The 25,687-nt window shown below is 70.4% G+C and carries 23 protein-coding genes, 3 tRNA genes and 1 pseudogene; 10 read left to right on the forward strand and 17 right to left on the reverse strand.

Annotation, left to right across the window (positions count from 1 at the left end; genetic code table 11):
- Positions 1 to 63: 63 nt before the first annotated feature.
- Complete coding sequence (locus tag NLX86_RS05340; RefSeq protein WP_254370418.1) at positions 64 to 225, reverse strand: hypothetical protein; 162 nt, start codon at positions 223 to 225, stop codon at positions 64 to 66.
- Between the two features lie 36 nt (positions 226 to 261).
- Positions 262 to 1,095 (reverse strand): lytic polysaccharide monooxygenase, encoded by an 834-nt coding sequence (locus NLX86_RS05345; RefSeq protein WP_302060986.1) that lies wholly within the window; start codon positions 1,093 to 1,095, stop codon positions 262 to 264.
- Between the two features lie 163 nt (positions 1,096 to 1,258).
- Here NLX86_RS05345 and NLX86_RS05350 point away from each other — a divergent pair, with 163 nt between their 5' ends.
- On the forward strand, positions 1,259 to 1,411 hold the full coding sequence (locus NLX86_RS05350; RefSeq protein ID WP_254370419.1) for a hypothetical protein: 153 nt from the start codon (positions 1,259 to 1,261) through the stop codon (positions 1,409 to 1,411).
- A 50-nt stretch (positions 1,412 to 1,461) separates the two neighbouring features.
- On the opposite strand, the gene NLX86_RS05355 is transcribed toward NLX86_RS05350, so the two are convergent.
- The 7 genes from NLX86_RS05355 to NLX86_RS05380 form a co-directional block, all read right to left on the reverse strand.
- Entirely contained in the window at positions 1,462 to 2,811 is a 1,350-nt protein-coding gene (locus NLX86_RS05355; RefSeq protein ID WP_254370420.1) for an MATE family efflux transporter, read from the reverse strand.
- Positions 2,808 to 3,830 carry an LLM class flavin-dependent oxidoreductase gene (locus NLX86_RS05360; protein ID WP_254370421.1) on the reverse strand — a complete coding sequence of 341 codons (1,023 nt, stop codon included), beginning with the start codon at positions 3,828 to 3,830 and terminating at the stop codon, positions 2,808 to 2,810. Before NLX86_RS05360 ends, NLX86_RS05355 begins: the two co-directional genes overlap by 4 nt.
- A 53-nt stretch (positions 3,831 to 3,883) precedes the next feature.
- Positions 3,884 to 5,185, reverse strand: a complete 1,302-nt coding sequence (locus NLX86_RS05365; RefSeq protein WP_254370422.1) for a YcaO-like family protein — start codon at positions 5,183 to 5,185, stop codon at positions 3,884 to 3,886.
- A 234-nt stretch (positions 5,186 to 5,419) separates the two neighbouring features.
- Positions 5,420 to 5,545, reverse strand: coding sequence for a hypothetical protein (locus NLX86_RS34330; protein ID WP_302060987.1), 126 nt, complete (start codon positions 5,543 to 5,545; stop codon positions 5,420 to 5,422).
- A gap of 281 nt (positions 5,546 to 5,826) precedes the next feature.
- Positions 5,827 to 6,675, reverse strand: a complete 849-nt coding sequence (locus NLX86_RS05370) for an ABC transporter ATP-binding protein (protein ID WP_254370423.1) — start codon at positions 6,673 to 6,675, stop codon at positions 5,827 to 5,829.
- Positions 6,672 to 7,676, reverse strand: coding sequence for an iron ABC transporter permease (locus tag NLX86_RS05375; RefSeq protein ID WP_254370688.1), 1,005 nt, complete (start codon positions 7,674 to 7,676; stop codon positions 6,672 to 6,674). Before NLX86_RS05375 ends, NLX86_RS05370 begins: the two co-directional genes overlap by 4 nt.
- Positions 7,677 to 7,771: 95 nt before the next feature.
- Positions 7,772 to 8,758: an ABC transporter substrate-binding protein gene (locus tag NLX86_RS05380; protein ID WP_254370424.1), complete on the reverse strand. Its 987-nt coding sequence runs from the start codon at positions 8,756 to 8,758 to the stop codon at positions 7,772 to 7,774.
- A gap of 826 nt (positions 8,759 to 9,584) precedes the next feature.
- Between NLX86_RS05380 and NLX86_RS05385 the strand changes: the two genes are divergently transcribed.
- Both NLX86_RS05385 and NLX86_RS34975 read left to right on the forward strand, forming a co-directional pair.
- Entirely contained in the window at positions 9,585 to 9,815 is a 231-nt protein-coding gene (locus tag NLX86_RS05385; protein ID WP_254370425.1) for a type II toxin-antitoxin system VapB family antitoxin, read from the forward strand.
- Positions 9,812 to 10,096: pseudogene (locus NLX86_RS34975) on the forward strand (VapC toxin family PIN domain ribonuclease); the annotation flags it as partial. The gene NLX86_RS05385 and the pseudogene NLX86_RS34975, both read left to right, overlap by 4 nt.
- Before the next feature lie 283 nt (positions 10,097 to 10,379).
- Here NLX86_RS34975 and NLX86_RS05390 read toward each other — a convergent pair.
- From NLX86_RS05390 to NLX86_RS05400, 3 genes are all read right to left on the reverse strand, one after another.
- Positions 10,380 to 10,453: transfer RNA gene (locus tag NLX86_RS05390), tRNA-Ile, on the reverse strand.
- Between the two features lie 213 nt (positions 10,454 to 10,666).
- Positions 10,667 to 10,739, reverse strand: a tRNA-Asn gene (locus NLX86_RS05395).
- Positions 10,740 to 10,744: 5 nt separating this feature from the next.
- A tRNA-Asn gene (locus NLX86_RS05400) sits at positions 10,745 to 10,817 on the reverse strand.
- A gap of 173 nt (positions 10,818 to 10,990) precedes the next feature.
- On the opposite strand from NLX86_RS05400, the gene NLX86_RS05405 reads away from it, so the two are divergent.
- The 6 genes from NLX86_RS05405 to NLX86_RS05430 all read left to right on the forward strand — a co-directional run bounded on the left by NLX86_RS05405 (position 10,991) and on the right by NLX86_RS05430 (position 17,261).
- Positions 10,991 to 11,290 carry a YtxH domain-containing protein gene (locus NLX86_RS05405; protein WP_254370426.1) on the forward strand — a complete coding sequence of 100 codons (300 nt, stop codon included), beginning with the start codon at positions 10,991 to 10,993 and terminating at the stop codon, positions 11,288 to 11,290.
- Between the two features lie 40 nt (positions 11,291 to 11,330).
- On the forward strand, positions 11,331 to 12,794 hold the full coding sequence (locus NLX86_RS05410) for an FGGY family carbohydrate kinase (protein ID WP_254370427.1): 1,464 nt from the start codon (positions 11,331 to 11,333) through the stop codon (positions 12,792 to 12,794).
- A gap of 122 nt (positions 12,795 to 12,916) precedes the next feature.
- Positions 12,917 to 14,650 (forward strand): ABC transporter ATP-binding protein, encoded by a 1,734-nt coding sequence (locus tag NLX86_RS05415; protein ID WP_254370428.1) that lies wholly within the window; start codon positions 12,917 to 12,919, stop codon positions 14,648 to 14,650.
- A 121-nt stretch (positions 14,651 to 14,771) separates the two neighbouring features.
- On the forward strand, positions 14,772 to 16,694 hold the full coding sequence (locus NLX86_RS05420; RefSeq protein WP_254370429.1) for an ABC transporter ATP-binding protein: 1,923 nt from the start codon (positions 14,772 to 14,774) through the stop codon (positions 16,692 to 16,694).
- 133 nt (positions 16,695 to 16,827) lie between these two features.
- Positions 16,828 to 17,013 carry a hypothetical protein gene (locus tag NLX86_RS05425; RefSeq protein ID WP_254370430.1) on the forward strand — a complete coding sequence of 62 codons (186 nt, stop codon included), beginning with the start codon at positions 16,828 to 16,830 and terminating at the stop codon, positions 17,011 to 17,013.
- Between the two features lie 92 nt (positions 17,014 to 17,105).
- Positions 17,106 to 17,261 (forward strand): hypothetical protein, encoded by a 156-nt coding sequence (locus NLX86_RS05430; RefSeq protein WP_254370431.1) that lies wholly within the window; start codon positions 17,106 to 17,108, stop codon positions 17,259 to 17,261.
- A gap of 64 nt (positions 17,262 to 17,325) precedes the next feature.
- On the opposite strand, the gene NLX86_RS05435 is transcribed toward NLX86_RS05430, so the two are convergent.
- From NLX86_RS05435 to NLX86_RS05445, 3 genes are all read right to left on the reverse strand, one after another.
- Positions 17,326 to 18,600: an RNA polymerase sigma factor gene (locus NLX86_RS05435; RefSeq protein WP_254370432.1), complete on the reverse strand. Its 1,275-nt coding sequence runs from the start codon at positions 18,598 to 18,600 to the stop codon at positions 17,326 to 17,328.
- A 187-nt stretch (positions 18,601 to 18,787) separates the two neighbouring features.
- Positions 18,788 to 20,686 (reverse strand): DNA primase, encoded by a 1,899-nt coding sequence (gene dnaG, locus NLX86_RS05440; protein WP_254370433.1) that lies wholly within the window; start codon positions 20,684 to 20,686, stop codon positions 18,788 to 18,790.
- A 34-nt stretch (positions 20,687 to 20,720) separates the two neighbouring features.
- Entirely contained in the window at positions 20,721 to 21,983 is a 1,263-nt protein-coding gene (locus tag NLX86_RS05445; protein WP_254370434.1) for an FAD-dependent oxidoreductase, read from the reverse strand.
- A 176-nt stretch (positions 21,984 to 22,159) separates the two neighbouring features.
- Between NLX86_RS05445 and NLX86_RS05450 the strand changes: the two genes are divergently transcribed.
- On the forward strand, positions 22,160 to 23,023 hold the full coding sequence (locus NLX86_RS05450; protein WP_254370435.1) for a helix-turn-helix transcriptional regulator: 864 nt from the start codon (positions 22,160 to 22,162) through the stop codon (positions 23,021 to 23,023).
- On the opposite strand, the gene NLX86_RS05455 is transcribed toward NLX86_RS05450, so the two are convergent.
- Positions 22,980 to 24,299, reverse strand: coding sequence for a deoxyguanosinetriphosphate triphosphohydrolase (locus NLX86_RS05455; RefSeq protein ID WP_254370436.1), 1,320 nt, complete (start codon positions 24,297 to 24,299; stop codon positions 22,980 to 22,982). The two genes, NLX86_RS05450 and NLX86_RS05455, sit on opposite strands and share 44 nt — an antisense overlap.
- A gap of 37 nt (positions 24,300 to 24,336) precedes the next feature.
- Positions 24,337 to 25,290, reverse strand: a complete 954-nt coding sequence (locus NLX86_RS05460; protein ID WP_254370437.1) for a sirohydrochlorin chelatase — start codon at positions 25,288 to 25,290, stop codon at positions 24,337 to 24,339.
- Between the last annotated feature and the right edge of the window lie 397 nt (positions 25,291 to 25,687).

Below are 25,687 nucleotides of genomic sequence, written 5' to 3' on the forward strand. Positions count from 1 at the left end.
CCGGGGACCAGTGCGCCCAAGACCGTTCGGGGCGTGCGGCTGAGCGGGCTCACTCCTGCTCAGTCAAGAGGAACGGTTGCAGGGGATGCAGAAGTCGACCCGGTCGGCCGGCGGCCCGGCCACCACCCGGAACGGGTCCTGCCGGTCGTCGGCCGGGGACCCCGGAACCAGGCGGTTGAGCATGGCCCAGGACGGACTGTGCGCGGTGCTGTGCAGCTGGGACACGGGATGAGATCTCCTTACGGTCAGGACGTTCGGCGCTCAGCGCGGACGGCGCCGGAGCAGCAGGGCCGCGCCCACCGCGGCGCCGGCGAGGACCGCCGCACCGCCGGCGAGCAGGGGCACGAGGACGCGCGGCGAACCGGCGGCGGCCGCCGACACGGTGGTACGGGGCACGCTCGCCGGCGGCGACGGAGGCGTCGGCGCGTCAGGGACCGCGTTGGCGACACCGTTCGCGCCACCACCGGGGAAGACCACGTCGGAGCACGAGTAGTAGGTGTCCGGGGTGTCCGTGTTCCGCCACACGGTGTACAGCACATGGCGGCCCGTCAGCCCGGTCGGGAGGGTGCCGCTGATCCGGTACGCACCGCCCGCGAGCTCCGGATCGGTGACGGTGGCGAACGGCTCCGCCGCCAGGTCCGCCCACCGCAGCGGTACGGCAGGATCGTGGCCCTCCTCGGTGAGGTAGAGACTAAACGTCCCCCGGTGCGGGATGGTCGACCGGTACGTGAGCGTGAACCGGGCCCCGGCCGTCAGCTCGGTCGCGGGCCAGTCGGCCCGCGCGAGGTCCAGCCCCCGGTAGGCGTCGATGCCCGCACTGCACAGCTTCCCGTCGGGCACGACCTCGCGGTCGCGGCCCCCGACACCGGCGACCCGCAGGTTGTCCCACGCGTCGAACGCCCGCCCCCCGTTCGCGGCAACGGCCGCGCGACAGGCCGGCGCCCCCTGCTGCTCCCCCTCGGGACCGCACGCGGCGACCCGGCTGACGGGATCGGTGGGCGCCCCGTGCGCGTACGCGGGCCCGGCCGCCAGGGCCGTGAGCAGAAGCGGTGCGACACCGGCGAGCGCGGCGGTGGCAGTGCGGTGGGCGGTCATCCGTGGCAGACCTCCTTGGTGGGCCCGGCAGCCTGCCGTGTATTACGGCCTGGTCACGCAGACCGTTCAACGGACGGAAGAACCAGCTCCGCACACGGCCCACCAGTCACCCGGTCACCGCTTCCTGGCTGCGGTCCTGCCGTAGCCGCGATCTCCTGGAGTCATGGCAGACCACCCACTGATCCAGTTCACCAACGAGCTGATGCGCCTCACCGACAACCTCGACCAGACGACCGCCGCCGACTTCGTCCAGCGGGTGTACGACGCCGGCCGGGAGACGGGCATGAAGGAAAAGGCAATCGAAAGCCCACCGTGACCACGCCTCGGCCGCGACCCCGATCGTGCGGCTTGGTGGCTCCGCTGTGACTAACCGTCCGTCGAACTGGCGGACAGGGTTGGTGAATTCGCAGGGCGTTCGCAGAACCGGCGCTTGTAGGGAACGCGCAGCAGTGCGGCATAGAGGACACCGAAAGCTGTCCACGCCAGATAGAGGCCCGGAAGGCCGAGCCCGGCGTGGACACCGAGGAGCCAGCCGAGCGGGACGAGCAGCGTGTAGTCGCTGGTCACGGAGGCGATCATGACGGTCTTGGTGTCACCGGCAGCGCGTAGCAAAGCAGCGTGGGACATGGCGAGCGCCAAGGGGGCCATGCTGAGCAGCGCCAGCGGTGTTGCGGTCCAGGCGTGATTCACGACTTCGGAATCGGTGGTGACCTGGGAGAGCAGTGGTCGGCCGAGGGCGAGCGCGGCAGCGGATGGCAGGGCGAGCATGAGGAGGAGCAGCTTGGCTCCGGTCCGTTGCCAGGCGGCGGCGCGTTCGTGGTGGCCGCTGCCGAGTTCCTGGCCGGCCAGGATGGTGATCGCCGTGGAGGCCGAGGCGAGGAAGGTGAAGATGACGAGGGTCAGGTTGTCCACGATGCGGTAGGCGGCCAGGTCGTGGGTGCTCATGCGGGCGGCGAAACCTGCCATCAGGGCTTCGTTGACATAGCCGATGCCCAGGGTGCTCATCTCGGGCCAGCCGATGCGCCACAGTTCCCTGGTGCTGGGGTGTGCGTTGTCCAGGTCTTCGGTGCGCCGCGGCAGCCGGTTGCGGCTGTACAGGAGCAGGTAGCCGGTTCCGGTGGCGGTGGCGGCGAGGGTAGCGAGGGCGGCGCCGGTGACGCCGAGGCCGGCGTGGAAGATGAGGAGCAGGCCGAGGGGAAGGTTGACCAGGTTGACGAGTAGCGCGGTGTACATCGAGACGCGTGTGGCGCCGATGCCGGCGCAGGCGGCCTGGAGCGTGAAGGAGACGGCGGCGAACGGCACGGCGATCGCCATCAGTCGCAGGTAGGTGCTGCCGGGCCCGAGGACGTCATCGGGTGCGCCCAGCACGGTCAGGGCGAGGGGGGCGACGGCGTACAGGACAGCGCCGAGGGCTGCGCCAACCCCGATGGAGGTGACGATCCCGGCGCGCACGACCTGGGCGACCTCGCCGGGCCGTCCTGCGCCATGGCTCCTGGCGACCAGGACCTGAACGGCGGTGGCCCAGCCGCGAACGACGATCAGGGCGATGAGGTACACGGGGGCGGCGAGGGCGAAGGCCCCCAGAGCACGGGTGGACAGCCGGGCGAGCATGACCGTGTCGACGATGTTGAGGGTGATCTGGGTCAGCCCGGCGATGAGCAGCGGATAGGCCAGGGTCCATGCGCGGCGCACGGTGGGGCGTTCGGGGTCGTTCACAGTGCGGCCTGGGCGGCTTCCAGCAGTTCGACGTCGCGGTCGAGGAGGATCAGGGTGTCCACGCGTGAGTCCTTCCAGGCCAGGATCCGATCGATGATGGCCGGGAGGGGGCCTGGCAGCGCGAATTGGTCGAGCAGCGTGTCGGGGACCGCGGCGATGGCGTCGGGCTTGTGACCATCGGTGAGGTGCTTGCGGATGGTGTGCGCCGGGCCTTCGTATCCCACCCGGCAGGCCACATCGAAGTAGGTGTTGCGTCCGCCTGGTCCCACTGCGCCGAACAGGTGCGCGAACAGGGGGCGCAGTTTGTCGCGCCCCTGTTCGACGGTTTCGGCGCGGGCCACGTACAGGATGGGACAGATCTTGATGTCGGCGGGGGTGCGGCCCGCGAGGGCGAGGCCCTCGTCCAGGGGGCGGGTCAGTGCGGCTTCATGTTCGGGGGCGTACATGCCTGCCAGCCAGCCGTCGGCGATCTGTCCGGTCAGCCCGACGTTCCGAGGGCCGATCGCGCCGAGGTAGAGGGGGATGTCGGGGCGCAGGGGTTTCATGTCGGACCTCACCGGGCGGGCGCTGCCGCTGGAACCTGGTCCGCGGTAGGGGAGCTGGTAGATCTCGCCGTCGTGTTCGACACGCTCTGTGTGGGTGACGGCTTTGCGGACGATCTCGACGTACTCGCGAGTGCGCCGGAGCGGTTTGGCGTAGGGCTGGCCGTGCCAGCCTTCGACGATCCACGGGACGGACAGGCCCAGGCCGAGCTGGAATCGTCCGCCGGAGAGCATGTCCAGTGTCATGGCGGTCATCGCGGTGGCGGCGGGGGTGCGTGCCGGGATTTGCATGATGGCGGTGCCGAGCTTGATGCGGCTGGTGGTGGCGGCCAGGTAGCCGAGGATGCTCACGGCGTCGGGGCCGTACTCTTCCACGCTCCATACGGAGTCGACACCGATCTGTTCGGCTCGCTGGACTGTGGGGAGGAGTTCTTCGATGGGTTCTCCGCCGTAGCCCAGGGCCAGCCCGAGACGCATGTAGTGGCTCCTTGTCGTAGTGCCGAAGCGTGTGTGGGTGAGGATCGGTCGCGTCAGGAGAACGGCAGGGGGTCGTGGACGAGTCCGGTCGCGGTGGGCGGTCGGGGAACCCAGCCGCGGGCGACGGGTTCGCGGTAGAGGCGCACACCGCCGAGGAAGGAAAAGGCGGCCGGGGCGTTGCAGGACAGGCCGGGCACCATGACGCGCGCGACATGCAGTCCTGCGGCTCGCACCTCCGGGGTCGTCAAGTCGACCGTGATGGCCCGCAGCCCCTGCGCGGCGAGCACTTGGAGGTAGTCGTCCAGTCCGGTTGCGAGGCGGCCGCTGTCCTGCGACTGGTGCCCCCGATGCGGGCTTCGGGGGGTGCGGAGCCGGTCCAGCCGGGTGTCCTGCATGCGTGGGTCGAGGTAGACCTGAAGGTGCAGGCGTACGTCGTTGACGTCGCGCCAGTCGGGTCGGAAGTCTTCCCGGTAGGCACGGTCTTCCCGGTGGGGCCGGTAGGGACGGTGGTCGATGCGGCCGGCGCGGACGGCGCTCCAGAAACCGCTGTCGTGGTCCAGCAGTTCCAGGCCGGTTTCGTGCATGCCGATGGCCTCGGTGAATGCCTTGACCGCGGACGCCTCGGGAGTGGAGCGGCAGGCGCTGCCGAACGCGACCAGGTGCCGCTCCAGGTCCTCGATGAACACACCGGCGACGGTGATGTCGAACGTGGACGGGATCCGCAGGAAAGTCACGCGGAGGCCGGAGGCGGTGGCCTCGCCCAGCGCGGTGGCGAGCGGCCCGCTCAGCTCCAGGGGCAGGAGGCCGGCGGGGGCGCCGCTGAGCCACCACAGGGTGACTGCGTCCCGTTCCAGCACCTCCCGCAGTGCGGCGAGTTGCGCTTGCTCCTGGCTCGTGCCGGCTGCTGTACCGGCCAGAACCGGGTAGTTGGTGGGTGGTTCGGCACGGCGCGCGCCGCGGAAGTAGTTGACGTACGTCAGCGACGCGGGAACAAGGATCTCGTTGTCGTCGCGGAGGTCGCGACCGGTCGCCCAGGAGATCGGCAGGTCAGGGGTCATCGCAACGAACGGGAAGCCGCGTTGGGCGTACTGGGCAGATGAGTACAGGGCGAACTCTCGGGGATCGACACCCGTGTGGCCTGCCCGGGACAGCTGGGCGTAGGACGCGGTCGGCAGTGTGTCGGGGACGACGTTTCCGCAGTAACGTTCGACCGCCTCACCGATGGCCGCGCGGCGTGCCTGCTCGTGGTCGCCGAGCGCGGCGCCGCCGGTGACGGTGTCGACCGCGGCCGGGGCGAGCTCGGCGTGCGTCGACAGGTGGGCACTGTAGGAAATACAGCTCGGCACTGTTTCCACGCGTGGAAGGTCCTGGACGACCCGTCGGATCAGACGGAGTCCGGTGTCCCCAAGACGGCGGGCGCCATTGTCTGCGCCGGCGGCCCCGCGTTCCACCGGTGTTGTTCGGCCGGATGGTGCCACAGGTAACTCCACACTCCTCGGTCCGTGGAACGGAACGGGCACTCACTGGGCTGTCATTGGCTCACGACGTACGGCGGGAGGCGACGAAGCCGCCACCTCCCGCCGCCCGGTTCAGCTCGCGGTCTGCTCGTCCTCGACGTCCTCACGCCACTCGAACGGTGCGTCGACCGCCGGCGTGTGGGACTTCAGGCAGCCCGACTGCGGCTCTTCGGGTTCCTGCCAGCCTGCGTGTGCCATGTGCGTCCTCCTTGAGATCGGCACAGGAGGCACCTTGTTGCACATCCTGTGCAGTTACAAGTGCTGGGCATGAAGGCTAAGGGGTGGGCTCGGGGTGCTCAACACCCCTAACGGGCCAGGGTGGTGCGTTCCGGCCGCTCGTACTGACGGGACGGCTCATGGCATGAGTGCGGTCAGCGTCCCGCGCCTGAAACGGATGGGACAGTGATGACAGGCCGCAACACAGGAGGCACAGGCCGGACCGATCAGCATGAGCGGGCTCGGCCTGTTGCCACGCCTGCTCACGGAGTCTGGTTGGCGTGTTTTCCTCCGTTCAGTCGCTCGTTGCTCGCCCACTCGAGGCCGGGAAGAACGGTGACTTGCGGGATCCCGGTGCGGGGGTGTTCGGTCACCTCCGCCTTGACGCGGTAGATGTCGGCCAGCAGCGCCGGTGTGAGGACCTCCCCGGGTGCTCCGGTGGCCACCATCCGGCCGCCGTCCATCACGCAGATCCGGTCGCAGAAGGATGCGGCCAGGTTGAGGTCGTGCAGTGCGATGACGGAGGTGGCGCCGAGTCTGCGGACGAGCCGGAGCGCGTCGAGTTGATGGCGCAGGTCCAGGTGGTTGGTGGGCTCGTCCAGGACCATGGTTCCGGTGCCCTGCGCGAGCGCGCGGGCGATCAGTACCCGCTGCTTCTCCCCGCCCGAGAGCCGGTCGAAGGGCGCGTGTGCCAGGGCGGCGACATCAAGTTCGTCCAGCGAGCCCAGGATGATGTCGCGGTCGTCGGCATCGTCGCCTGCGAAGGCCCGCTTGTGCGGGGTGCGGCCCATGGCCACCACGTCGTACACGGTGAGCTCGAAGTCCCCGGCAGTTTCCTGCAGCACGGCCGCAAGCCGCTGCGCCAGGCGCTTGCCGGGCATCCGCCATACGTCGTCGCCGTCCAGGAGTATCCGCCCCGACGTGGGGCGCACCGCTCGGTAGATCGTGCGCAGCAGGGTGGACTTGCCTGCGCCGTTGGGGCCGACGAGGCCCACCACCTCACCGGGTTTCACCTGCAAGGAGACCTGGTTCACCAACGGCCGGCCGTTCACGACGACGGATACGGCTTCGGCTTCGAGGGCGCCGGGTTCAGGTATCGGCCTGTCCGTCATCGCGTCGCCTTCCGCCGCATGAGCCAGAGGAAGAACGGGCCACCGACCAGGGCGGTGAGGATGCCGACGGGTATCTCCTCCGGGCTCATGAGCGTGCGCGCGGCCAGGTCGGCGGCGATCAGGAAGGCTGCACCGAGAAGCGCGGCGGCGGGCAGCGCACGGCGGTGATCGGCGCCCACCAGCAGCCGCACCACGTGCGGCATGATCAGGCCGACGAAGCCGATCTGGCCACTGACCGCGACGATGGTGCCGATCATCAGGGCGACCAGCGTGAACAGGGCACCGCGGAAGCGGTGTACGTCCAGGCCGAGGGCCGCGGCCGCTTCCTCCCCGGCCAGCAGCAGGTTGAGCGGACGGCAGACGCCCAGCAGGATCGCCGTACCGAGCAGCACGGCGCCTACGGGGATCCATACCGTCGTCCAGGTGGTGCCGGCCAGTCCGCCGAGCATCCACCGCAGTGCCGACTGCGTCTTCTGGGGGTCGTTGGAGGTGACGACCAGGAAGCTGGCCACTGCCGAGAGGACTTCGGCCATGGCCACGCCCGCCAGCACCAGCCGTACCGTGGTCATCCGCCCGCCGGACCGAGCCAGGAAGTAGACCGCGAGCAGGGCGGCCAGTGCCCCGCAGAATGCCGCCGCGGGCAGGGAGAACATGCCGAACAGCGTCACGTTGAGGACCAGGACGAGCACCGCTCCGACCGACGCGCCCGACGACACCCCGAGCAGCATCGGATCGGCCAACGGGTTGCGGACCAGGGCCTGCAGCGCCATCCCCGACACCGACAGACCGGCGCCCACCACTCCGGCCAGCAGTACTCGGGGCAGCCGCACGTCGATGACGATCGTCTCCCGGACCGGTGTCCAGGTCGGCTCGGCGAGTGCCGGATGCATCCGGTGCAGCAGAATGCTCCAGACCTGGTCGGCCGGGACGCTGATCGAACCGACCGCGATCCCGGCCGTCGCCGTACCCGCCACGAGGAGGCCCAGGAAGGCGAGCACCATCGTGTAGGGGATCCCCGGCCGGCGGGCGGTGGCTTCCCCGGCTCCTGTTCGTGTGCTGACGGCGCCGGCTGCCCCGGGTGCTTGCTTCACATCGGTCACTGGAAGCGGTCCGGGTGGATCTGACGGGCCAGCGACTCGACGGCCGACGGCACCCGGACGCCGAGCACGGTGGACGACAGTGGCAGCACCGCGAACCGCTTGTTCTTGATCGCGGGCACGTCCTTCAGCGCCGGGTTGGCGAGCAGGAACTTCTTCTTGTCCTCGACGGGCTGGTCGCCGTAGTCGTAGATGACTATGACGTCGGGAGCGCGTTCGGCCACCTGCTCGAACGACACATCGCCGAAGGCCTTGTTCACGTCGGCGAAGAGGTTCACCCCGCCGGCGCGCTTGATCATCTCGTTGCCGATGCCCTTGCCGCCGGCGGTGAAGGCGGTTTTGTCTCCGCTGTCATAGACGAAGAGCTTGGTCGGAGCGATACCGGCGAGCTTGTCCTCGACTCGCTCAAGGGTGCCGTGCAGTTTGTTCACCTGCTGTTCGGCCCGCTCCGGTACGCCGAAGATCTTCGCGACGGTGCGGATCTCCTCGTCCATCTTGGCCATCGTCACGGGCCCCGTGGAACATTCCTCGATGTTGAGGTGGGTGTTGATCCCGGCCTTGGTGAATGCGGGGCGGCTGCGTCCCTCCTTCTCGTCGAAGGTGGTGGCGAAGCCGCCGTAGATGAAGTCCGGTTCGGCGGCCAGCAGCGTCTCGAAGGACGGGTACTCCTTGGACAGCACCTTGATGCTGCCGTAGGCGGCCTGATACTCCGGCAGGATCTTGTCGTCGAGATAGCCCGTGCCCACCATCGACTTCTCCAGCCCCAGCGCGAGCATGACCTCACTCGCATGCTGGTTGAGCGACACCGCCCGCTGCGGAGGACGCTGATAGGTGGTCTTCACGCCGCAGTTGGACACCGTGACCGGAAAGCCCTTGGCAACGGAGCCCGCCGAGTCGGCGTCGTTCCGGGCGCTGCCGCCACAGCCGGATATCAGCAGAGTCGACGCCATGGCCAGCAGCAGGGACAACGAGCGTTTACCCATCATCTGGTGGGTCCTCTCACAGCATGGTGGATCGGATGGTCATCGCGTGTCGCGAAACGGCCCGGAACGGGCGCGCGCCGCATGGAGTGGAGACGTCGGGCGGAAGCGATCAGGCCGGCGGCTTGGCCCGCCGAGCCCTGGCTCAACGCCGGATCGCCTGGTTGGCCGCTTGCTTCATGAACTGCCCAACCCCCTTCTCCCGAGGGAATCCGGCCAGCATCTCGGTTCACCCACCCCGCACTGCTGCACGTTATTGGCAAGTACCAAACAACTGCAATACGCCAATGTCTGGAGGGGAGGGCTCACAGGTGCACGCCAGGTCGCGCTCGGGGCGACGCGCCCCGGGACGTGACCGACGTAGCGCCCGCAGCCGTCTGCGGCTTGGTGAGAAGGAAACGGACGAGGCGGCCGACCAACCCGGCCGAGATGGTCCTGCACATGCCGGCCGTTCCCCTGGACGATGCCCGCGAGGCCGCCCGGCGCCCCCTGCCTGACCAGGCCCGACCGAGGCGCATCAGCCCGCTACACCGTTCGAGTGGACCTCGCGCGGACGCTGGACGCGTCTGCGACTGTCCGAGGACAATGCGATCGGCCGCCAGGATGCCCGGTTCCACTACCCGGGGAACGCAAGCCAACGCTACGGGCCTGTCCCCCATCGGCTTTCGCGCCTTCATGGCCATGAATGGTCGTGACTGAACCTCCGTCAACAGGCAGCCATCGGCTGAAACGCGTCATGGTCGGGCGCGGACGTCGCGCTGCTGCACTTCCTTGATAACCGTGGCCACAGTGGCGAAGTCGTTGTGATGTACCCAAGGGTGGGGTGGTGAGCATGTCCGTTCCCCAGATCGACCTTGATGACGAGACGCTGGCCGAGTCGATGCGCCTGATGGGCGTGACGACGAAGAAGGAGACCGTCAACGCGTCTCTGCGGGATTATGTGGCTCGTATCAGGAGGCTTGAGGCTGCCGAGAAGCTGGCCGAGCGGGGCGAGCGCGGCGAGTTCGAGGAGGCCGCAGCCGCGTACGACGCTGCTGAGCGCGCACGGCGGGGCTTTGGGTGATCACCTATCTTGTTGACACCTCTGCGCTGTGGCACCTGTTCCGCACCCCTGGGGCGCTGCATCCCTCGGACGGGCACATCGCCGCCGGCATGTTCCGTATCTGCGAGCCGACGCGTACCGAGTTTCTGTGCTCGGCCACCAGCCCGTCTCACCGCGACGAGTTGGCGGGGGGCTGGATGCTCTTTGCCAGCTCTCGCCGGTCCCGAAGAACGCGTGCCTCTGGAGCCATCGATCTCCTGGTATGCGCGACAGCGGTCCATCACGGCGACACCGTGCTCCACCGTCGCGGGAGTCTCGGTGAAGAGGGGTCGGCGCGAAGCCGGATGGGCGAGCTCGCCCAAGGCTCGCAGCCCTGTTTCCACCGCATGCGACGACCAACCCTGATCACCCCAGTAGGTCACGCGCGCCCCCATCGGGCATCCACTACATTTCGGACGCGCGGCGTCCACTGTGCGTCCACTTGATCTTGGTTCGGGGCTACAGTGAGGGCCCTCGGGGATTCCCCGAGGGCCCTCACTCCTGCGTTTTCGCAGGTCAGAACGATTCTGCGTCACCACTGCACGGTGGGGCGGGTGGGACTCGAACCCACGGCCGACGGATTATGAGTCCGCTGCTCTAACCGGCTGAGCTACCGCCCCTAACGGCGCGTCGCGCACATTTGTGCGCGCCGTCTGCCGCAGCATAGCCGCTCATACGATCTCCTGCCTCGGGTGGTCGGCAATGCATGACCATGAGGACTGCGCTGCCCCCTGCCCGGTTCCGGGAGACACGGAACCGGCACGAAAGAGGCAGGTTGCGGCAGGTTGGAGACGCGAAAAAGGACCCTCTGGAGGGTCCTTGTTTCGGTTCTGCTCCCCCGGCTGGACTCGAACCAGCAACCCTCCGGTTAACAGCCGAATGCTCTGCCAATTGAGCTACAGGGGATCGCGCTCCCCCGACTGGACTCGAACCAGTAACCTGCCGGTTAACAGCCGGCTGCTCTGCCAATTGAGCTACAGGGGATTGCTGCGTTGCCTCGAACGTACCCCCCTCCGGCTCTGCCGGGCGGCGCGTGCTCGCTGCGACACATACATTAGCGCAAGCAGGGGGGTGCTCCGCCAATCGGTTCGCCCCTGGGTGATCACGGGCCCCGACGGGTAGGCGGCCAGCACCGACGCAAGGGAAGGGTGGCAGCCATGCGGTACAGGCTCACGTTCGTCGCCGGACTGGCCCTCGGATACGTACTCGGCACACGGGCTGGACGCGAGCGCTACGAACAGCTGAAGAAGTCCGCACGGCAGGTCTCTCAGAACCCTGCCGTGCGCAACGCCGCCGAGGCGGCCGCGCAGAGCAGCCGCGAGGTGGCCGGGAAGGCGTTCGCCAGCGTCAGCGACAAGGTCGGGGACCGGATGCCCGAGTCGGTCGCGCAGCGGGTGCGCTCGCTCCGGGAGCGCGGCACGAACGCCGAGGACGACTGGGGAACCACCAATACCTAGTGGTGCTGGCCGGCCCGGCCGTGCGGCAGAATCTTGCGGCATGGGGATAGTCGCCGGGCTGGACAGCTCTTCCGCCTTTACACGCATCGTCGTCTGCGACACGGACACGGGTGCCGTGCTGCGACAGGGGTATGCGCCCCATCCCCAGTCCGGAGCCGCCGGACCGGAGGGCAAGCCGACCGAGGTCGACCCGCAGGCCTGGCTGCTGTCCCTCGGTGAGGCCGCCACCGGCGGGCTGCTCGAGGGGGTCCAGGCCATCGGCGTATCGGCGCAACAGCACGGTCTGCTCCCGCTGGACGCGCAGGGCTCCCTGGTACGTCCGGCCCTGCTCGGCAACGACAAGCGGGCGCAGGTCGCCGCCGCCGATCTGATCGACGCGCTCGGCGGGCGGCAGGCCTGGGCCGAGGCCGTCGGCTGCGTACCGCAGTCCGCCCAGCCGGTGGCGAAGCTGCGCTGGCTGGCGAAGAACGAACCCGAGGCGGCCCAGCGCACGGCCGTGGTGATGCAGCCGCACGACTGGCTGGTGTGGCAGCTGCTCGGGCGGCCCGTGCGAAGGACCACGGACCGCGGGGCCGCGTCGGGCACCGGATACTGGTCGGCCGCGACCGGGGCGTACCGGCCGGATCTCGTCGAACTGGCCCTCGGGCACCAGGCGCTGTTGCCCGAGGTGCTCGGCCCGGCCGAGGCCGCCGGCACCACCCCCGAGGGGCTGCTGATCTCCGCCGGGACCGGCGAGACGATGGCCGCGGCCCTCGGGCTCGGGCTCGGTCCGGGTGACGCAGTGGTCTCGCTGGGGGCTTCCGGTTCGGTGATGGCCGTGCACCACGAGGCGCTGGCCGACTCCCAGGGGCTGATCACCTCCTTCGCCGACGCGACCGGGATGCACCTGCCGGTGGTGCACACGCTCAATGCCGTACGGGCCCTGCGGGGGACCGCCGAGCTGCTGGGTGTAGACCTGGAGGGGCTGTCGACGCTCGCGCTGAAGTCGTCCCCCGGTGCGTACGGGCTCGTACTGCTGCCCTATCTCGAGGGCGAGCGGACCCCTCAACTGCCGCACACCGCCGGATCGCTGAGCGGGCTTCGGCGCGAGTCGATGAAGCCCGAGCACCTGGCGCGGGCCGCCTTCGAGGGCATGCTGTGCTCGCTCGCGGACGCGATGGACGTACTGCGGGGCCGGGGGGTCGAGGTGCGGCGGGTGTTCCTGCTGGGGCAGGCCGCCGAGCTGCCGGCAGTGCAGGCCGCGGCGCCGATGCTGTTCGGCACGCAGGTCGTCGTACCGCAGCCCGCCGACTACGCGGCGCTGGGCGCGGCCCGGCAGGCGGCCTGGGCGCTGGGCGTCGCGCAGGGGACGCTCGCCCCGCACACCCCGCCGGCCTGGCAGGGCGCGGCGGCGCAGGTCTTCGAGCCGGGCGAGGAGCTGGCGGTGGGTCGGGCGGTACGGCAGCAGTACGTCGCGACGCGCGAGCAGCTCCACCCGGGCGCCTTCGGTCACGCCGCTACCTGACACGGCCGCTTCCTGACACGACCGCGTCCTGACACGCCCTTGGCTTAATCGCTTGAGGTTCCAGGGGGCGGTGGGCGGAAGATGGGGCGACCGCCCGATCATGCCGACCGGAGAGCCTGCGCGTGCTCATACGACTCCTGCGGACCTACCTCGGTCCGTACAAGAAGCCCATCGGCCTGCTGGTGCTGCTTCAGCTGCTCCAGACCAGTGCCACGCTCTATCTGCCGAACCTCAACGCGGACATCATCGACAACGGTGTCGTGAAGGGCGACGCGGGCTACATCCTCGCCTTAGGCGGCCTGATGATCGGCGCCAGCCTGGTCCAGGTGCTGTGCAACGTCGGCGCGGTCTACTTCGGCGCGCGGACCGCGGCGGCGCTCGGGCGCGACGTCCGGGCCGCCGTCTTCGACCGGGTGCAGAGCTTCTCGGCCCGTGAGCTGGGACGGTTCGGGGCGCCGACGCTGATCACACGCACCACCAACGACGTCCAGCAGGTCCAGATGCTGGTGCTGATGGCGTTCACCCTGATGGTCTCGGCGCCGATCATGTGCGTCGGCGGCATCGTGATGGCCCTCGGCCTGGACGTGAAGCTGTCCGGAGTGCTGCTGGCCGTGGTGCCGGTGCTGGGCATCGCCGTCTCGCTGATCGTGATGAAGACGCGGCCGCTGTTCCGCCTGATGCAGGAACGCCTCGACACCGTGAACCGGGTGCTGCGTGAGCAGATCACCGGCAACCGGGTGATCCGCGCCTTCGTACGTGACGCGTACGAGAAGGAGCGGTTCAGGGACGCCAACACCGAGCTGACGGATGTCTCGCTGTCGACCGGGCGGCTGCTGGCGCTGATGTTCCCGACGGTGATGACGGTCGTGAACGTCTCCAGCATCGCGGTGGTCTGGTTCGGTGCGCAGCGCATCGACGGCGGCGCGATGGAGATCGGCGCGCTGACCGCGTTCCTCGCTTATCTGTTGCAGATCGTGATGGCCGTGATGATGGCCACCTTCATGTTCATGATGGTGCCGCGCGCCGAGGTGTGCGCCGAGCGGATCGAAGAGGTGCTGGGCACCGAGTCCAGTGTCGTACCGCCGGTGGAACCGGTGCGGGAGCTGCGCCGGCACGGCCATCTGGAGCTGCGCGGCGCGGACTTCTGTTATCCGGGCGCCGAGGCGTCCGTACTGCGTTCGGTGGATCTGGTGGCCCGGCCCGGCGAGACGACGGCCGTCATAGGGTCGACGGGCAGCGGGAAGTCGACGCTGCTGGGGCTGGTGCCGCGGCTCTTCGACGCGACGGGTGGCGAGGTGCTGGTGAACGGCGAGGACGTACGGCGGATCGATCCCGTACTGCTGGCCAGGACGGTGGGGATGGTGCCCCAGAAGCCGTACCTCTTCTCGGGGACGGTGGCGACGAACCTGCGGTACGGAAGGCCCGGCGCGAGCGACGCCGAGCTGTGGCAGGCGCTGGAGGTCGCGCAGGCGAGGGAGTTCGTGGAACTGCTGGACGGCGGGCTGAACGCGCCGATCGCGCAGGGCGGCACGAATGTCTCGGGCGGTCAGCGGCAGCGGCTGGCGATCGCGCGGACGCTGGTGCAGCGGCCGGAGATCTACCTCTTCGACGACTCCTTCTCCGCGCTGGACTACGCGACGGACGCCGCGCTGCGGGCCGCGCTCGCGCGCGAGACGGCCGAGGCGACTGTCGTGATCGTCGCCCAGCGGGTGTCGACCATCCGTGACGCGGACCGGATCGTGGTTCTGGACGAGGGGCAGGTCGTGGGCGTGGGACGCCATCACGAGCTGATGGAGGACAACGAGACCTACCGGGAGATCGTGCTCTCCCAGCTGACGGAGGCGGAAGCCGCGTGAGCGACGCGCGCGCGGCCGCCGGGTCGCAGCCGACAGCGAAAGCCGCACCTCTGCGCCGCGCGGGCGGCGATGGGGGCACGCCCGGGCCGAAGGCTCTGGGGGAAAACGAAAGGCGCACAGCGTGAGCGGGCCCGGTGGACGCATGATGATGGGGCCCGCGCAGCGGTCCATGGACTTCATGGGCTCGGGCAAGCGGCTGCTGCGGCAGCTCGCGGCCGAGCGGGCCACGCTCTGGGGGATGCTCGTCGCCGTCGTCGGCGGCGTCGCCCTCTCGGTGGTGGGGCCCAAGATCCTCGGGCAGGCCACCGACCTGGTCTTCGCCGGGATCATCGGCCGGCAGCTGCCCGAGGGGCTGACCAAGGAGCAGGCGCTGCAGGGCCTGCGCGACCGGGGTGACGGCGGGACGGCCGACATGCTGTCCGGGACGGCCTTCACGCCGGGGCAGGGCATCGACTTCGACGAGGTCGGTGCGGTCCTGCTGACCGCGCTCGTCGCCTTCACGGCGGCCGGGCTGCTGATGCTGGTCGCGACCCGGCTCTCCAACCGCGCCATCAACGGGACCATGTTCCGGATGCGGGAGGAGATCCAGGCGAAGCTGTCGCGGCTGCCGCTGTCGTACTTCGACCGGGCCAAGCGCGGCGAGGTGCTGAGCCGGGCCACGAACGACATCGACAACATCTCGCAGACCTTGCAGCAGACGATGGGCCAGCTCATCAACTCACTGCTGACGATCATCGGTGTGCTGGTGATGATGTTCTGGATCTCGCCGCTGCTGGCGCTGGTCGCGCTGGTGACCATACCGGTCTCGGTGGTCGTGGCGACGCGGGTGGGCAAGCGGTCGCAGCCGCAGTTCGTGGAGCAGTGGAAGTCGACCGGCAAGCTGAACGCGCACGTGGAGGAGATGTACTCCGGGCACGCACTGGTGAAGGTGTTCGGGCGGCAGGAGGAGTCGGCGGAGGCCTTCCGGGAGCAGAACGAGGCACTTTACCGGGCGAGCTTCCGGGCGCAGTTCGTCAGCGGCATGATGCAGCCGCTGATGTTCTTCATCTCCAACCTCAACTACGTGCTGGTGGCGGTTGTCGGTGGGCTGCGGGTCGCCTCGGGCGCGCTGTCGATCGGTGATGTGCAGGCTTTCATCCAGTACTCGCGGCAGTTCTCGATGCCGCTCACTCAGGTCGCCTCGATGGCGAACCTGGTCCAGTCGGGTGTCGCGTCCGCGGAGCGGATCTTCGAGCTGCTGGACGCGGAGGAGCAGCAGCCGGACGCCGTGGCCGGGCAGCGGGCGGACGGCCTCGGCGGTCGCGTCACGCTGGAGAAGGTGGCCTTCCGGTACGAGCCGGAGAAGCCGCTCATCGAGAACCTGTCCGTGGACGTCGAACCGGGCCACACGGTCGCGATCGTCGGTCCGACGGGCGCGGGCAAGACGACGCTGGTCAATCTGCTGATGCGGTTCTACGAGGTGACGGGCGGCCGCATCGCCCTCGACGGCGTGGACATCGCGCGGATGTCACGGGAGGAGCTGCGGTCCGGGATCGGCATGGTGCTCCAGGACACCTGGCTGTTCGGTGGCACGATCGCGGAGAACATCGCGTACGGCGCCTCCGGCGATGCCACCCGGGCCGAGGTCGAGGAGGCTGCCCGGGCCGCGCACGCCGACCGCTTCATCCGCACCCTGCCCGACGGTTACGACACGGTGATCGACGACGAGGGCACGGGCGTCAGCGCGGGCGAGAAGCAGCTGATCACCATCGCACGGGCGTTCCTGTCCGACCCGGTGATCCTGGTCCTGGACGAGGCGACCAGCTCGGTCGACACCCGGACCGAGGTACTGATCCAGAAGGCGATGGCGCGCCTCGCCCACGGCCGTACGAGCTTCGTGATCGCGCACCGGCTGTCCACCATCCGCGACGCGGACGTCATCCTGGTGATGGAGAGCGGCTCGATCGTCGAACAGGGCACGCACGACGAGCTGCTTGCGGCGGAGGGCGCGTACGCCCGTCTGTACGCGGCCCAGTTCGCGCAGGCGGTCGCCGAGGTGGACTGAGGTGAGGGGCGTTTCGGGGGCCCGTCGGCGCGCGTGCGCGTGCCGACGGGCCGGACTCGTTGGTTGGGGCTCCGGTCCGGACGTAGCCTGAAATCGGACGTGCCACCCACTCCCGCTTGGCAAGGTGATCGTCGTGACACTCGACATCGATCGCATCGCTGAGTCCATCGCCCGCATGGACAACGACGACCTCGGCAAGAGGGCGGACCTGCATCCCTCCATGCTGTGGGACTTTCCCGAGGGCAGCGACACCCGCAGGCAGATTGAGGCCCTGCTCGGCCACGTAATCGAGGCACAGGAAGCCTACGAACGCCGCTGAGCGCGGTGCCCGCCGCCGGCCCAGGCCGTGAACCGGCGGCCGAAGCACTACGCTCGGTTTGTACGGATATTTGCCCAACCGAGGAGGCGTCCATGAGCCAGTACGACGAGTATTCGACTCCGTCGCAGGCCGAGGGCGAGCGGCTGGAAGAGGACATGGATCCGGGCGAGGAGCGGCACCCCGCGACGATGCGGACCACGCCGTCCCAGGCGGAGGGTGAGCGCCGGGCGGAGGAGGACGAGAGCTGACAGGGCTGACAGGGGTGACAGGGGTGACAGCTGATCAGGTCAGACCCGCGCACGCGGGCCGGACCTAGTCCAGGTAGCCGCGGAGCTGGTCCGCGAAGGCGTGGTCGCGCAGCTTGTTGAGGGTCTTGGACTCGATCTGCCGGATGCGCTCACGGGTCACCCCGAAGATCCGGCCGATCTCCTCCAGCGTGCGGGGCCGACCGTCCGCCAGGCCGTAACGCAGCTGCACCACCTTGCGTTCGCGCTCGCCGAGGGTGGAGAGCACAGCCTCCAGGTGCTCACGCAGCAGCAGGAACGCGGCGGACTCGACCGGGGACGCGGCGTCGCCGTCCTCGATCAGGTCGCCGAGCGCGACATCGTCCTCCTCGCCCACCGGGGCGTGCAGGGACACCGGTTCCTGGGCGAGGCGCAGGACTTCGCTGACCCGCTCGCCGGAGAGGTCGAGCTGGCCGGCGACCTCCTCGGGCGTGGGCTCGTACCCGCGCTCCTGGAGCATCCGGCGCTGCACCCGTACGACCCGGTTGATCAGCTCGACCACATGGACCGGGACGCGGATCGTGCGGGCCTGGTCGGCGAGGGCGCGGGACATGGCCTGGCGGATCCACCAGGTCGCGTACGTCGAGAACTTGTAGCCGCGGGCGTAGTCGAACTTCTCCACCGCCCTGATCAGGCCGAGGTTTCCCTCCTGGACCAGGTCGAGCATGGTCAGGCCGCGGCCGACGTACCGCTTGGCAACGGAGACGACCAGGCGGAGGTTGGCCTCGATCAGTCGGCGCTTGGCCATCCGGCCCATGACGACCAGGCGGTCGAGGTCGACGGCGAGCTGGGAGTCGAGGTCGGGGGTGCTGCTCAGCTTCTCCTCGGCGAAGAGTCCGGCCTCGACCCTGCGGGCGAGGTCCACCTCCTCGGCGGCGGTGAGCAGCGGAATGCGGCCGATCTCGCGCAGGTACTGGCGGAAGAGGTCGGAGGAGGGCCCTCCGGTGTCGGGGCGGCCACGCGGCTCCGGCCGCTCCGCCCGCTCCTCCACCGGTTCGTCCACCGGTTCCTCCGCGACGACTTCGGCCGCGGCCGCAGCCGGTTCCGCCTGCGTGGCTTCGGGCCGGTGAACGGTCCGGCTGCGCGGTGGGACTGCCGTGGCGATGTCGGTCAGGGTCTGGGTCTGGGTCTGGGTCTGGGTCTGCACGGGGGCGACCTCCAGGGTGATCGCTGCCGGTTCGGGGGCGTGCGGCAGCGGGACGGTTGCGGCCGAGCCGCCTTCCGTCCCGTACAAGTTGAGCGGATCCGCGGGAAGATCCGGTCCCTGCTCCAGCGACCGGCCGCGCTCCGAGGACTCAGGCACCGGAACCCAGTGTGGGGTACGACACATCGCCGCCACGAGGGGCGTGCGGTGACTTTTTGAAGCCGGTTCGTGACCGGGCGGATACGCGGGGGCGGCCACACGGGGGCCATGCCGGGGGTCCGGGGGTTGCCCCCGGGAGACCGCAGCGAAGCCGGTCCGTGACCGGGCGGATACGCGGGGCCGACCGTCAGAGCGCGTCGGCGCCGCGGTTGCGCAGGGACTGGCCGTACTGCTGGAGCACCCACAGCTCGTTCTGTACGGCCGTCAACTGCTCGGGGTCGCCGTGGCCGCCGAGGCGGGCCAGGCTGCCCTGAACGTCGCGGATACGGCGGTCCAACGCGCGCAGGCGGACCTGGACGAGCTGGACGCCCGCGTACGCCTCGTCCACGTGCTTGGAGTGGATCGCCTCGACCGCGAGCTCGGTGACCATCGCGCGCACGGTGTCGTTCGGCGCCGCCTCCCTGACCCGGGCCAGGTAGTCCTCCGCGCCCTGGGCCGCGCCGCCGGCCTCCTCGATGCACTGGCGGACCGCGGCGTACGGCGGGGCGGTGAACTCGTCGATGCCGTACGCGTCGAAGGCCGGGGAGACCAGCTCCGGACGCTGGAGGGCGAGCTTGAGCAGCTCCCGCTCGGTCCGGTGTGCGGGGCTGCGCAGATTCAGCGCGGGGCCGGACACCGCCGCGGGCTGCTGCTGACCGTACGGCTGGGGGCCGCGCTGCGACGCGGGGGCAGCCGGGCCCCGGCCGCCACGGTCCCGGGCCCAGCGGGCCAGTTGGGCCACCCGCTTGACGACGAACTGGGTGTCCAGGATGCCGAGCATGCCCGCGAGCTGCACGGCGGACTCGTGCTGGATGGCGATGTTCTTGATGTGGGCGACGATCGGCGCGGCCTCGTCGAGCGCGGCGGCCCGCCCGGCCGGGGTGTCCAGGTTGTGCCGGTCCACGACATGACGAATGGCGAACTCGAACAGCGGTGTACGGGACTCCACCAGCTTCGCCACCGCCGGGTCCCCCTCCGCGAGCCGCAGGTCGCAGGGGTCCATGCCGCCGGGCGTGATCGCGATGGACGTCTCGGCGGCGAACTTCTGGTCGTCCTCGAAGGCACGCAGGGCCGCCTTCTGGCCGGCCGCGTCACCGTCGAAGGTGAAGACGACCTCGGCGCCGGAGTTGTCCATCAGGAGCCGGCGGAGGATCTTGATGTGGTCGCCGCCGAAGGCCGTACCGCAGGTGGCGATGGCGGTCGTGACGCCGGCCAGGTGGCAGGCCATGACGTCGGTGTAGCCCTCGACGACGACGGCCCGGCTGGTCTTGGCGATGTCCTTCTTCGCCAGGTCGATACCGTACAGAACCTGGGACTTCTTGTAGATCGCGGTCTCGGGGGTGTTGAGGTACTTCGGACCGTTGTCGTCGTCGCGGAGCTTGCGCGCGCCGAAGCCGACGACCTCGCCGGTGATGTCGCGGATCGGCCACATCAGCCGGCCCCGGAAGCGGTCGATGGGCTTTCCGCTGCGGCTGTCCTGGGCGAGGCCGGAGAGGATCAGCTCCTTGTCGCTGAAGCCCTTGCCGCGCAGGAAGCGGGTGAGGTGGTCCCAGCCGGCCGGGCTGTAGCCGACGCCGAAGTGCGTGGCCGCGGCCTGGTCGAAGCCGCGCCCGGCCAGGAACTTGCGGCCGATCTCGGCCTCGGCGCAGTCGAGCTGCTCGATGTAGAACTGCGCGGCGGCCCGGTGCGCCTCGACCAGCCGGATGCGCTCGCCGCGCTGGCTGCCGGGGTTGTAGCCGCCCTCTTCGTACCGGAGCGTGATGCCGGCCGTGCCGGCCAGCCGCTCGACCGCCTCCGAGAAGGAGAGGTGGTCGATCTTCATGATGAAGTCGAGGGTGTCGCCGCCCGCCTGGCAGCCGAAGCAGTGGTAGAGGCCCTTGCTCGGGCTGACCTGGAAGGACGGCGACTTCTCGTCGTGGAACGGGCACAGGCCCTTGAGGTTGCCGCCGCCCGCGTTGCGCAACTGCAGGTACTCGGACACGACGGCGTCGATCGGGACCGCGTCCCGGACCGCCTTCACGTCGTCGTCGTTGATCCTGCCTGCCACGCCAGAAGTGTACGGGCGTGCGCCGACACTCCCGTCAGCCTCCGAGAGACTCCAGCGGTACGGCCGGATCCGCGAGCCGGTCGGGATCGACCTGCCCGCCGGAGCGGATCAGCCGCTGGATGGACTCGGCGACGTCCCAGACGTTGACGTTGAGCCCGGCGAGCACCCGGCGGTCCTTCAGCCAGAAGGCGATGAACTGCCGCTTTCCGACGTCTCCGCGCAGGAGCACCTGGTCGTACGTGCCGGGGGGCGCGTAGCCGGAGTATTCGAGCCCTACGTCGTACTGGTCCGAGAAGAAGTACGGGATCCGGTCGTACGCGACCGCCTGGCCCAGCATCGCGCGCGCCGCCGCCGGTCCGCCGTTCAGCGCGTTGGCCCAGTGCTCGACGCGCAGCCGCACGTCGAGCAGCGGGTGGTGGGCGGCGGCGACGTCGCCGGCCGCGAAGATGTCGGGGTCGGAGGTGCGCAGGCTCGCGTCCACGGCGATTCCGCCACCGTGCGCCCGGTCGACGAGGGCGAGGCCGGCGGCCTCGGCGAGCGCCGTCCGGGGCGCGGCGCCGATGGCGGCGAGGACGTGGTGCGCGGGGTGCTCCTCTCCGTCGTCGGTACGGACCGCCAGGACCATGCCGTCCTGGCCGGTGATCTCGGTGAGGCGGGCGCCGAAGTGGAAGCGGACGCCGTGCTCGCCGTGCAGATCGGTGAACAGCTGGCCCAGCTCGGGCCCGAGCACGGCGTGCAGGGGTGTGGGCTCCGGCTCGACGACGGTGACCTCGGCCCCGTACCCGCGGGCGGTGGCCGCGACCTCCAGGCCGATCCAGCCCGCTCCCGCGATGACGAGATGCCCGTTCTCGCGGCCCAGGGACGCCAGCACGCCGCGCAGCCGTTCGGCGTGTGCGAGCCGGCGCAGATGGTGGACGCCCGCGAGGCCGGTGCCCGGGATGTCCAGTCGGCGTGGTTCCGCGCCGGTGGCGAGCAGCAGCCTGTCGTAGTGGATGGCGGTGCCGTCGCCGAGGCGGACGGACTTGGCCGTGCGGTCGAGCCGGACGGCCGGCAGGCCGAGGTGCAGCTCGACCTCGGAGCGTGCGTACCAGGAGGGCTCGTGGACGAAGACGCTGTCACGCTCCTCCTTGCCCGCCAGGTAGCCCTTGGACAGCGGGGGGCGTTCGTAGGGGTGGTCGCGCTCGTCACAGATGAGGATCACCCGGCCGGTGAATCCCTCGGCCCGGAGGGTTTCGGCGGCCTTGGCGCCCGCGAGCCCCCCGCCGACGATGACGAATGTCCGATGTGCGTCGACCACTTGATGCCTCCTCGCCGGGGATCCGGGGCCCGCGGCGTCAGCCGCTCATGCAAGGGTCCCCGGACGAACACAGCCGTGCCGCCACATGTGAGCGTCCCGCACCGAGCGTGATGCGGGAAGGGGGAGTGGACCGATCAGGTCACACGCGGTGCGGCAGGTGTTCGAGGGCGGCAGGCATGGCGATGACCCGCGAGCACTCCCCCGTGGAGCGCCCCGCAGGCCACCGGAGCGGGGGACAGCAGGTACGGGCGGCGCTCGCCGCCAAGCAAGCTGACCGGACGGCGGCCGCGCTGATGCGGATCGCGCCGAGCGCCGTGTACTTCCCGGACTTCCTGACGCCGGGGCGCGGCACGGCGGAGCTGGAGACCGGGCTCGACCTGGTCGCGGCCACGCCGAAGCGCCGGCCGGCGGAGGAGCTCGGCCGGATGTTCACCGGCGGGCCGGGCGAGGCGCCGGTCCCGGCGGGGGTCCGCCGACTCGCCGTGGCCGTGGAGCCGTACCTGCCCGCGATCCGCGCCGCCATGGCCGCCGACCGGCCGGTGCGGGCGGAGGCCGCGCTGGAGGCGGGGCCGGACGGGCTGCTGGAGAGCTACCAGCCGCAGCTGATGTGGCGCCACGGGGTGCTGGAGTCGTCGTATCCGGTGGATCGGGAGCTGAAGCTGCGCGGCCGCTCCCTCACCCTGATCCCGTCGTTCTTCTGTGTCCGGCGTCCGGTGGCGCTCGCCGACGAGGAGCTGCCGCCCGTGCTGGTGCACCCCCTCGCGCCGGAGCCCGGCTGGCTGGAGCGGTCGGCCGCTGACCCGGCCGAGCTCCCGGTCGGGCAGCTGATCGGGGTGACCCGGGCGCACGTACTCGAAGCGCTGGAACATCCACGGACCACCGGCCAGTTGGCGGCGGCGCTGCGGGTCACGCTGTCGACCGCGAGCCGCCACGCGACCGTGCTGCGGGAGGCCGGTCTCGTCGCGTCCGCGCGGCGCGGGAATTCGGTGGTGCACATCAGGAAGAAGCTGGGCGACGCGCTGATGAACGGCGTGCTGTGAGCCTCGCGTGCAGGGAGCGGGCCGAGGCGTCCGTCAGTACGGAGATCTGGTCGACGACCACCCGCTTGCGGGCCCGGTCGTCGGGCGCCTCGTCGAACAGCGCGCGGAACTGCGGATCCAGGCCCTCGGGGGCGCGGGCCGTCAGCGCCTCGGCCAGTTCGGCGAGGACGATCCGCTGGTCCGCGCGCAGCCGCTCCTGCTCGTCGCGCTGCATGACGTAGCGGTCGGCGACGGCTTTGAGGACCGCGCACTCGTTGCGGGCCGCGCGGGGGACGACGAGCTCGGCTTCGTACCGGGTGAGCCGGCCGGAGCCGTACGCCTCACGGGTCGCCCCCTCCGCCGCCAGGCAGAACCGGCCGATGAGCTGGCTCGTCGCGTCCTTCAGCCTGGCCTGGGCGACGGCCGAGCCGTCGTACCCGTGCGGCCACCACTCCTGCTCCAGGAGCCGGTCGAGTGCCTCGCGCAGCTCTTCCGGATCGGTGTCCTGCGGTACGTACCTGCCGATCGCGACCGTGTAGATCTCCCGGCGCTCGGGCTCGGCGAGGAGGAGGTTGGGATCGAGGTGGCCGGCGTGCAGGCCGTCCTCGACGTCGTGCACGGAGTACGCGACGTCGTCCGACCAGTCCATGACCTGGGCCTCGAAGCACTTGCGGTGCTCGGGGGCGCCCTGCCGGAACCACTCGAACACGGGCAGGTCGTCCTCGTACACCCCGAACTTCACGGAGTACGGCTCGGTGGGGTGCCCGCCGCGGGGCCAGGGGTACTTGGTGGCGGCGTCCAGGACGGCGCGGGTGAGGTTGAGCCCCACGCTGACCAGCTCGCCGGACTGCTCGGAGCGCACGAACCGCTTGGGCTCGATACGGGTCAGGAGGCGCAGCGACTGGGCGTTGCCCTCGAAGCCGCCGCAGTCCTTGGCGAAGTCGTTGAGCGCCTGCTCGCCGTTGTGGCCGAAGGGCGGGTGGCCCATGTCGTGGGAGAGGCAGGCCGTCTCGACCAGATCGGGATCGCAGCCGAGGGCCGCGCCCAGTTCCCGGCCCACCTGGGCGCACTCCAGCGAGTGCGTCAGCCGGGTGCGCGGGCTGGCGTCCCAGTCCTGGTGGCTGATTCCGGGCGTGACGACCTGGGTCTTGCCGGCCAGGCGGCGCAGCGCGGCGGAGTGCAGCACGCGGGCGCGGTCGCGCTGGAAGGCGGTGCGGCCGGGACGTTTGTCGGGCTCGGCGGCCCAGCGTTCGGTGGCGGACGGGTCGTAGGGCGGATCGTAAGGGGTGCCTTCCATGCCCCGACGTTAACCGGAGCCGATGACAATTGGACGGTCAGGCCGTAGCCAGTTCGCGCCGGGTCTGCGCTACCGCCCCGGTCAGCGCTTCGTCGTAACGGTGCAGGAGCAGCCGGGCCAGGGCCGGATGCGCACCGAGCGGGGCGGAGGCGATCCAGGGCGCGCGCTCGGCGCACTGGGTGGCGAACCGTCCCGGCGCGGCGAAGTACGACGCCACGGCCACCCGGTGGCGGCCACGGGCGGTGAGCGCGCGCACCGCCTCGGGGACGGTGGGGGAGGCGGCGGAGGCGTAGGCCGGCAGCACCGGTATTCCGCCGAGTCGTTCGCTGAGCATCTCCGCCGTACGGCGGGTGTCGGCGGCGGACTCCGGGTCGCGGGATCCGGCGGCGGCCAGGACGACGCCGGCCCCGCTCGGCGCCCGCTGCCCGTCCGGCCAGCCGGCCTCGACGAGCCGGGCGTACAGCGCCTCGACGAGCAGCGGATGCGGGCCGAGCGGCCGCGCGATGCGGGTGTGCAGGCGGGGGGCGGCGGCCGCGGCCTGCGGAAGGTCCTGCTTGACGTGGTAGCCACGGCTGAGCAGGAGGGGCACGAGGACGGCCCGGCCGATGCCGCCGGTGCCGGTGCCGATGCCGGTGCCGCCGGTGCTGAGTGCGGCGAGGGTGTCCGGCAGAAGCGGCTCGTTCAGCTCGATGTGCCCGAGGCGTACGGAAAGCTGCGGCCGCAGCTCGCGGACCCGCTCGAGGAGCGCGGTAACCGTGCGAAGCGCCTGCGGATCGCGGCTGCCGTGAGCGACGACGACCAGGGTGGGCGAGGGCATGGGCCTACGGGTTCCGTTCAGATGGACGTGGCTGAGCTGGCTGCCGAGCTGGGTGGTGATCCGGCTGAGCAGTTGCGCGGTGGTGTCGAGGGGGCTGCTGAGTGGGCTGTCGGGGGGACTATCGAGGAGACTGTCGAGGGGCAGGGACTCGCGAAGGTGTGCCGACTCCGTCATGAACCGATCCTGACGCCCGGAGGTTGCCGGGTCATTGCGCGAGAGTGACGGGTGTTTTCCAGCGCCTCACGGATGGGGGTGGGGGCGCGTGCGGGGGCCTTCGGGCGCGGGGTAACCCGGGGCCGCCCGGCTTGAGAGTCTGGCGGGCCCCGTCTCCCTGTAAAGGGCACTCCCTCCGGTCGCGTCGCTGCGCGATTCCGCTTCGCTGCACCCTTGACAGTGAGCCGTGTCCCGCTGCTGCGGATAGACGTCGGGCGGCCCCGGGGAGCGGGGCCCCATCGAGCTGCTCGGGCGGCCGGGCTTCGTTCAGTGGCGGTCGGCCGGTGGGTGGGCGAGTAGGGGCCCGGCCCGGCTCAACGGCCGCCGCCCACCGAACCGTTTCGGGCTGGTTCGCGTC

It is taken from the genome of Streptomyces sp. A3M-1-3 (genome assembly GCF_024213665.1).
In the GTDB taxonomy this organism is placed as follows: Bacteria; Actinomycetota; Actinomycetes; order Streptomycetales; family Streptomycetaceae; genus Streptomyces.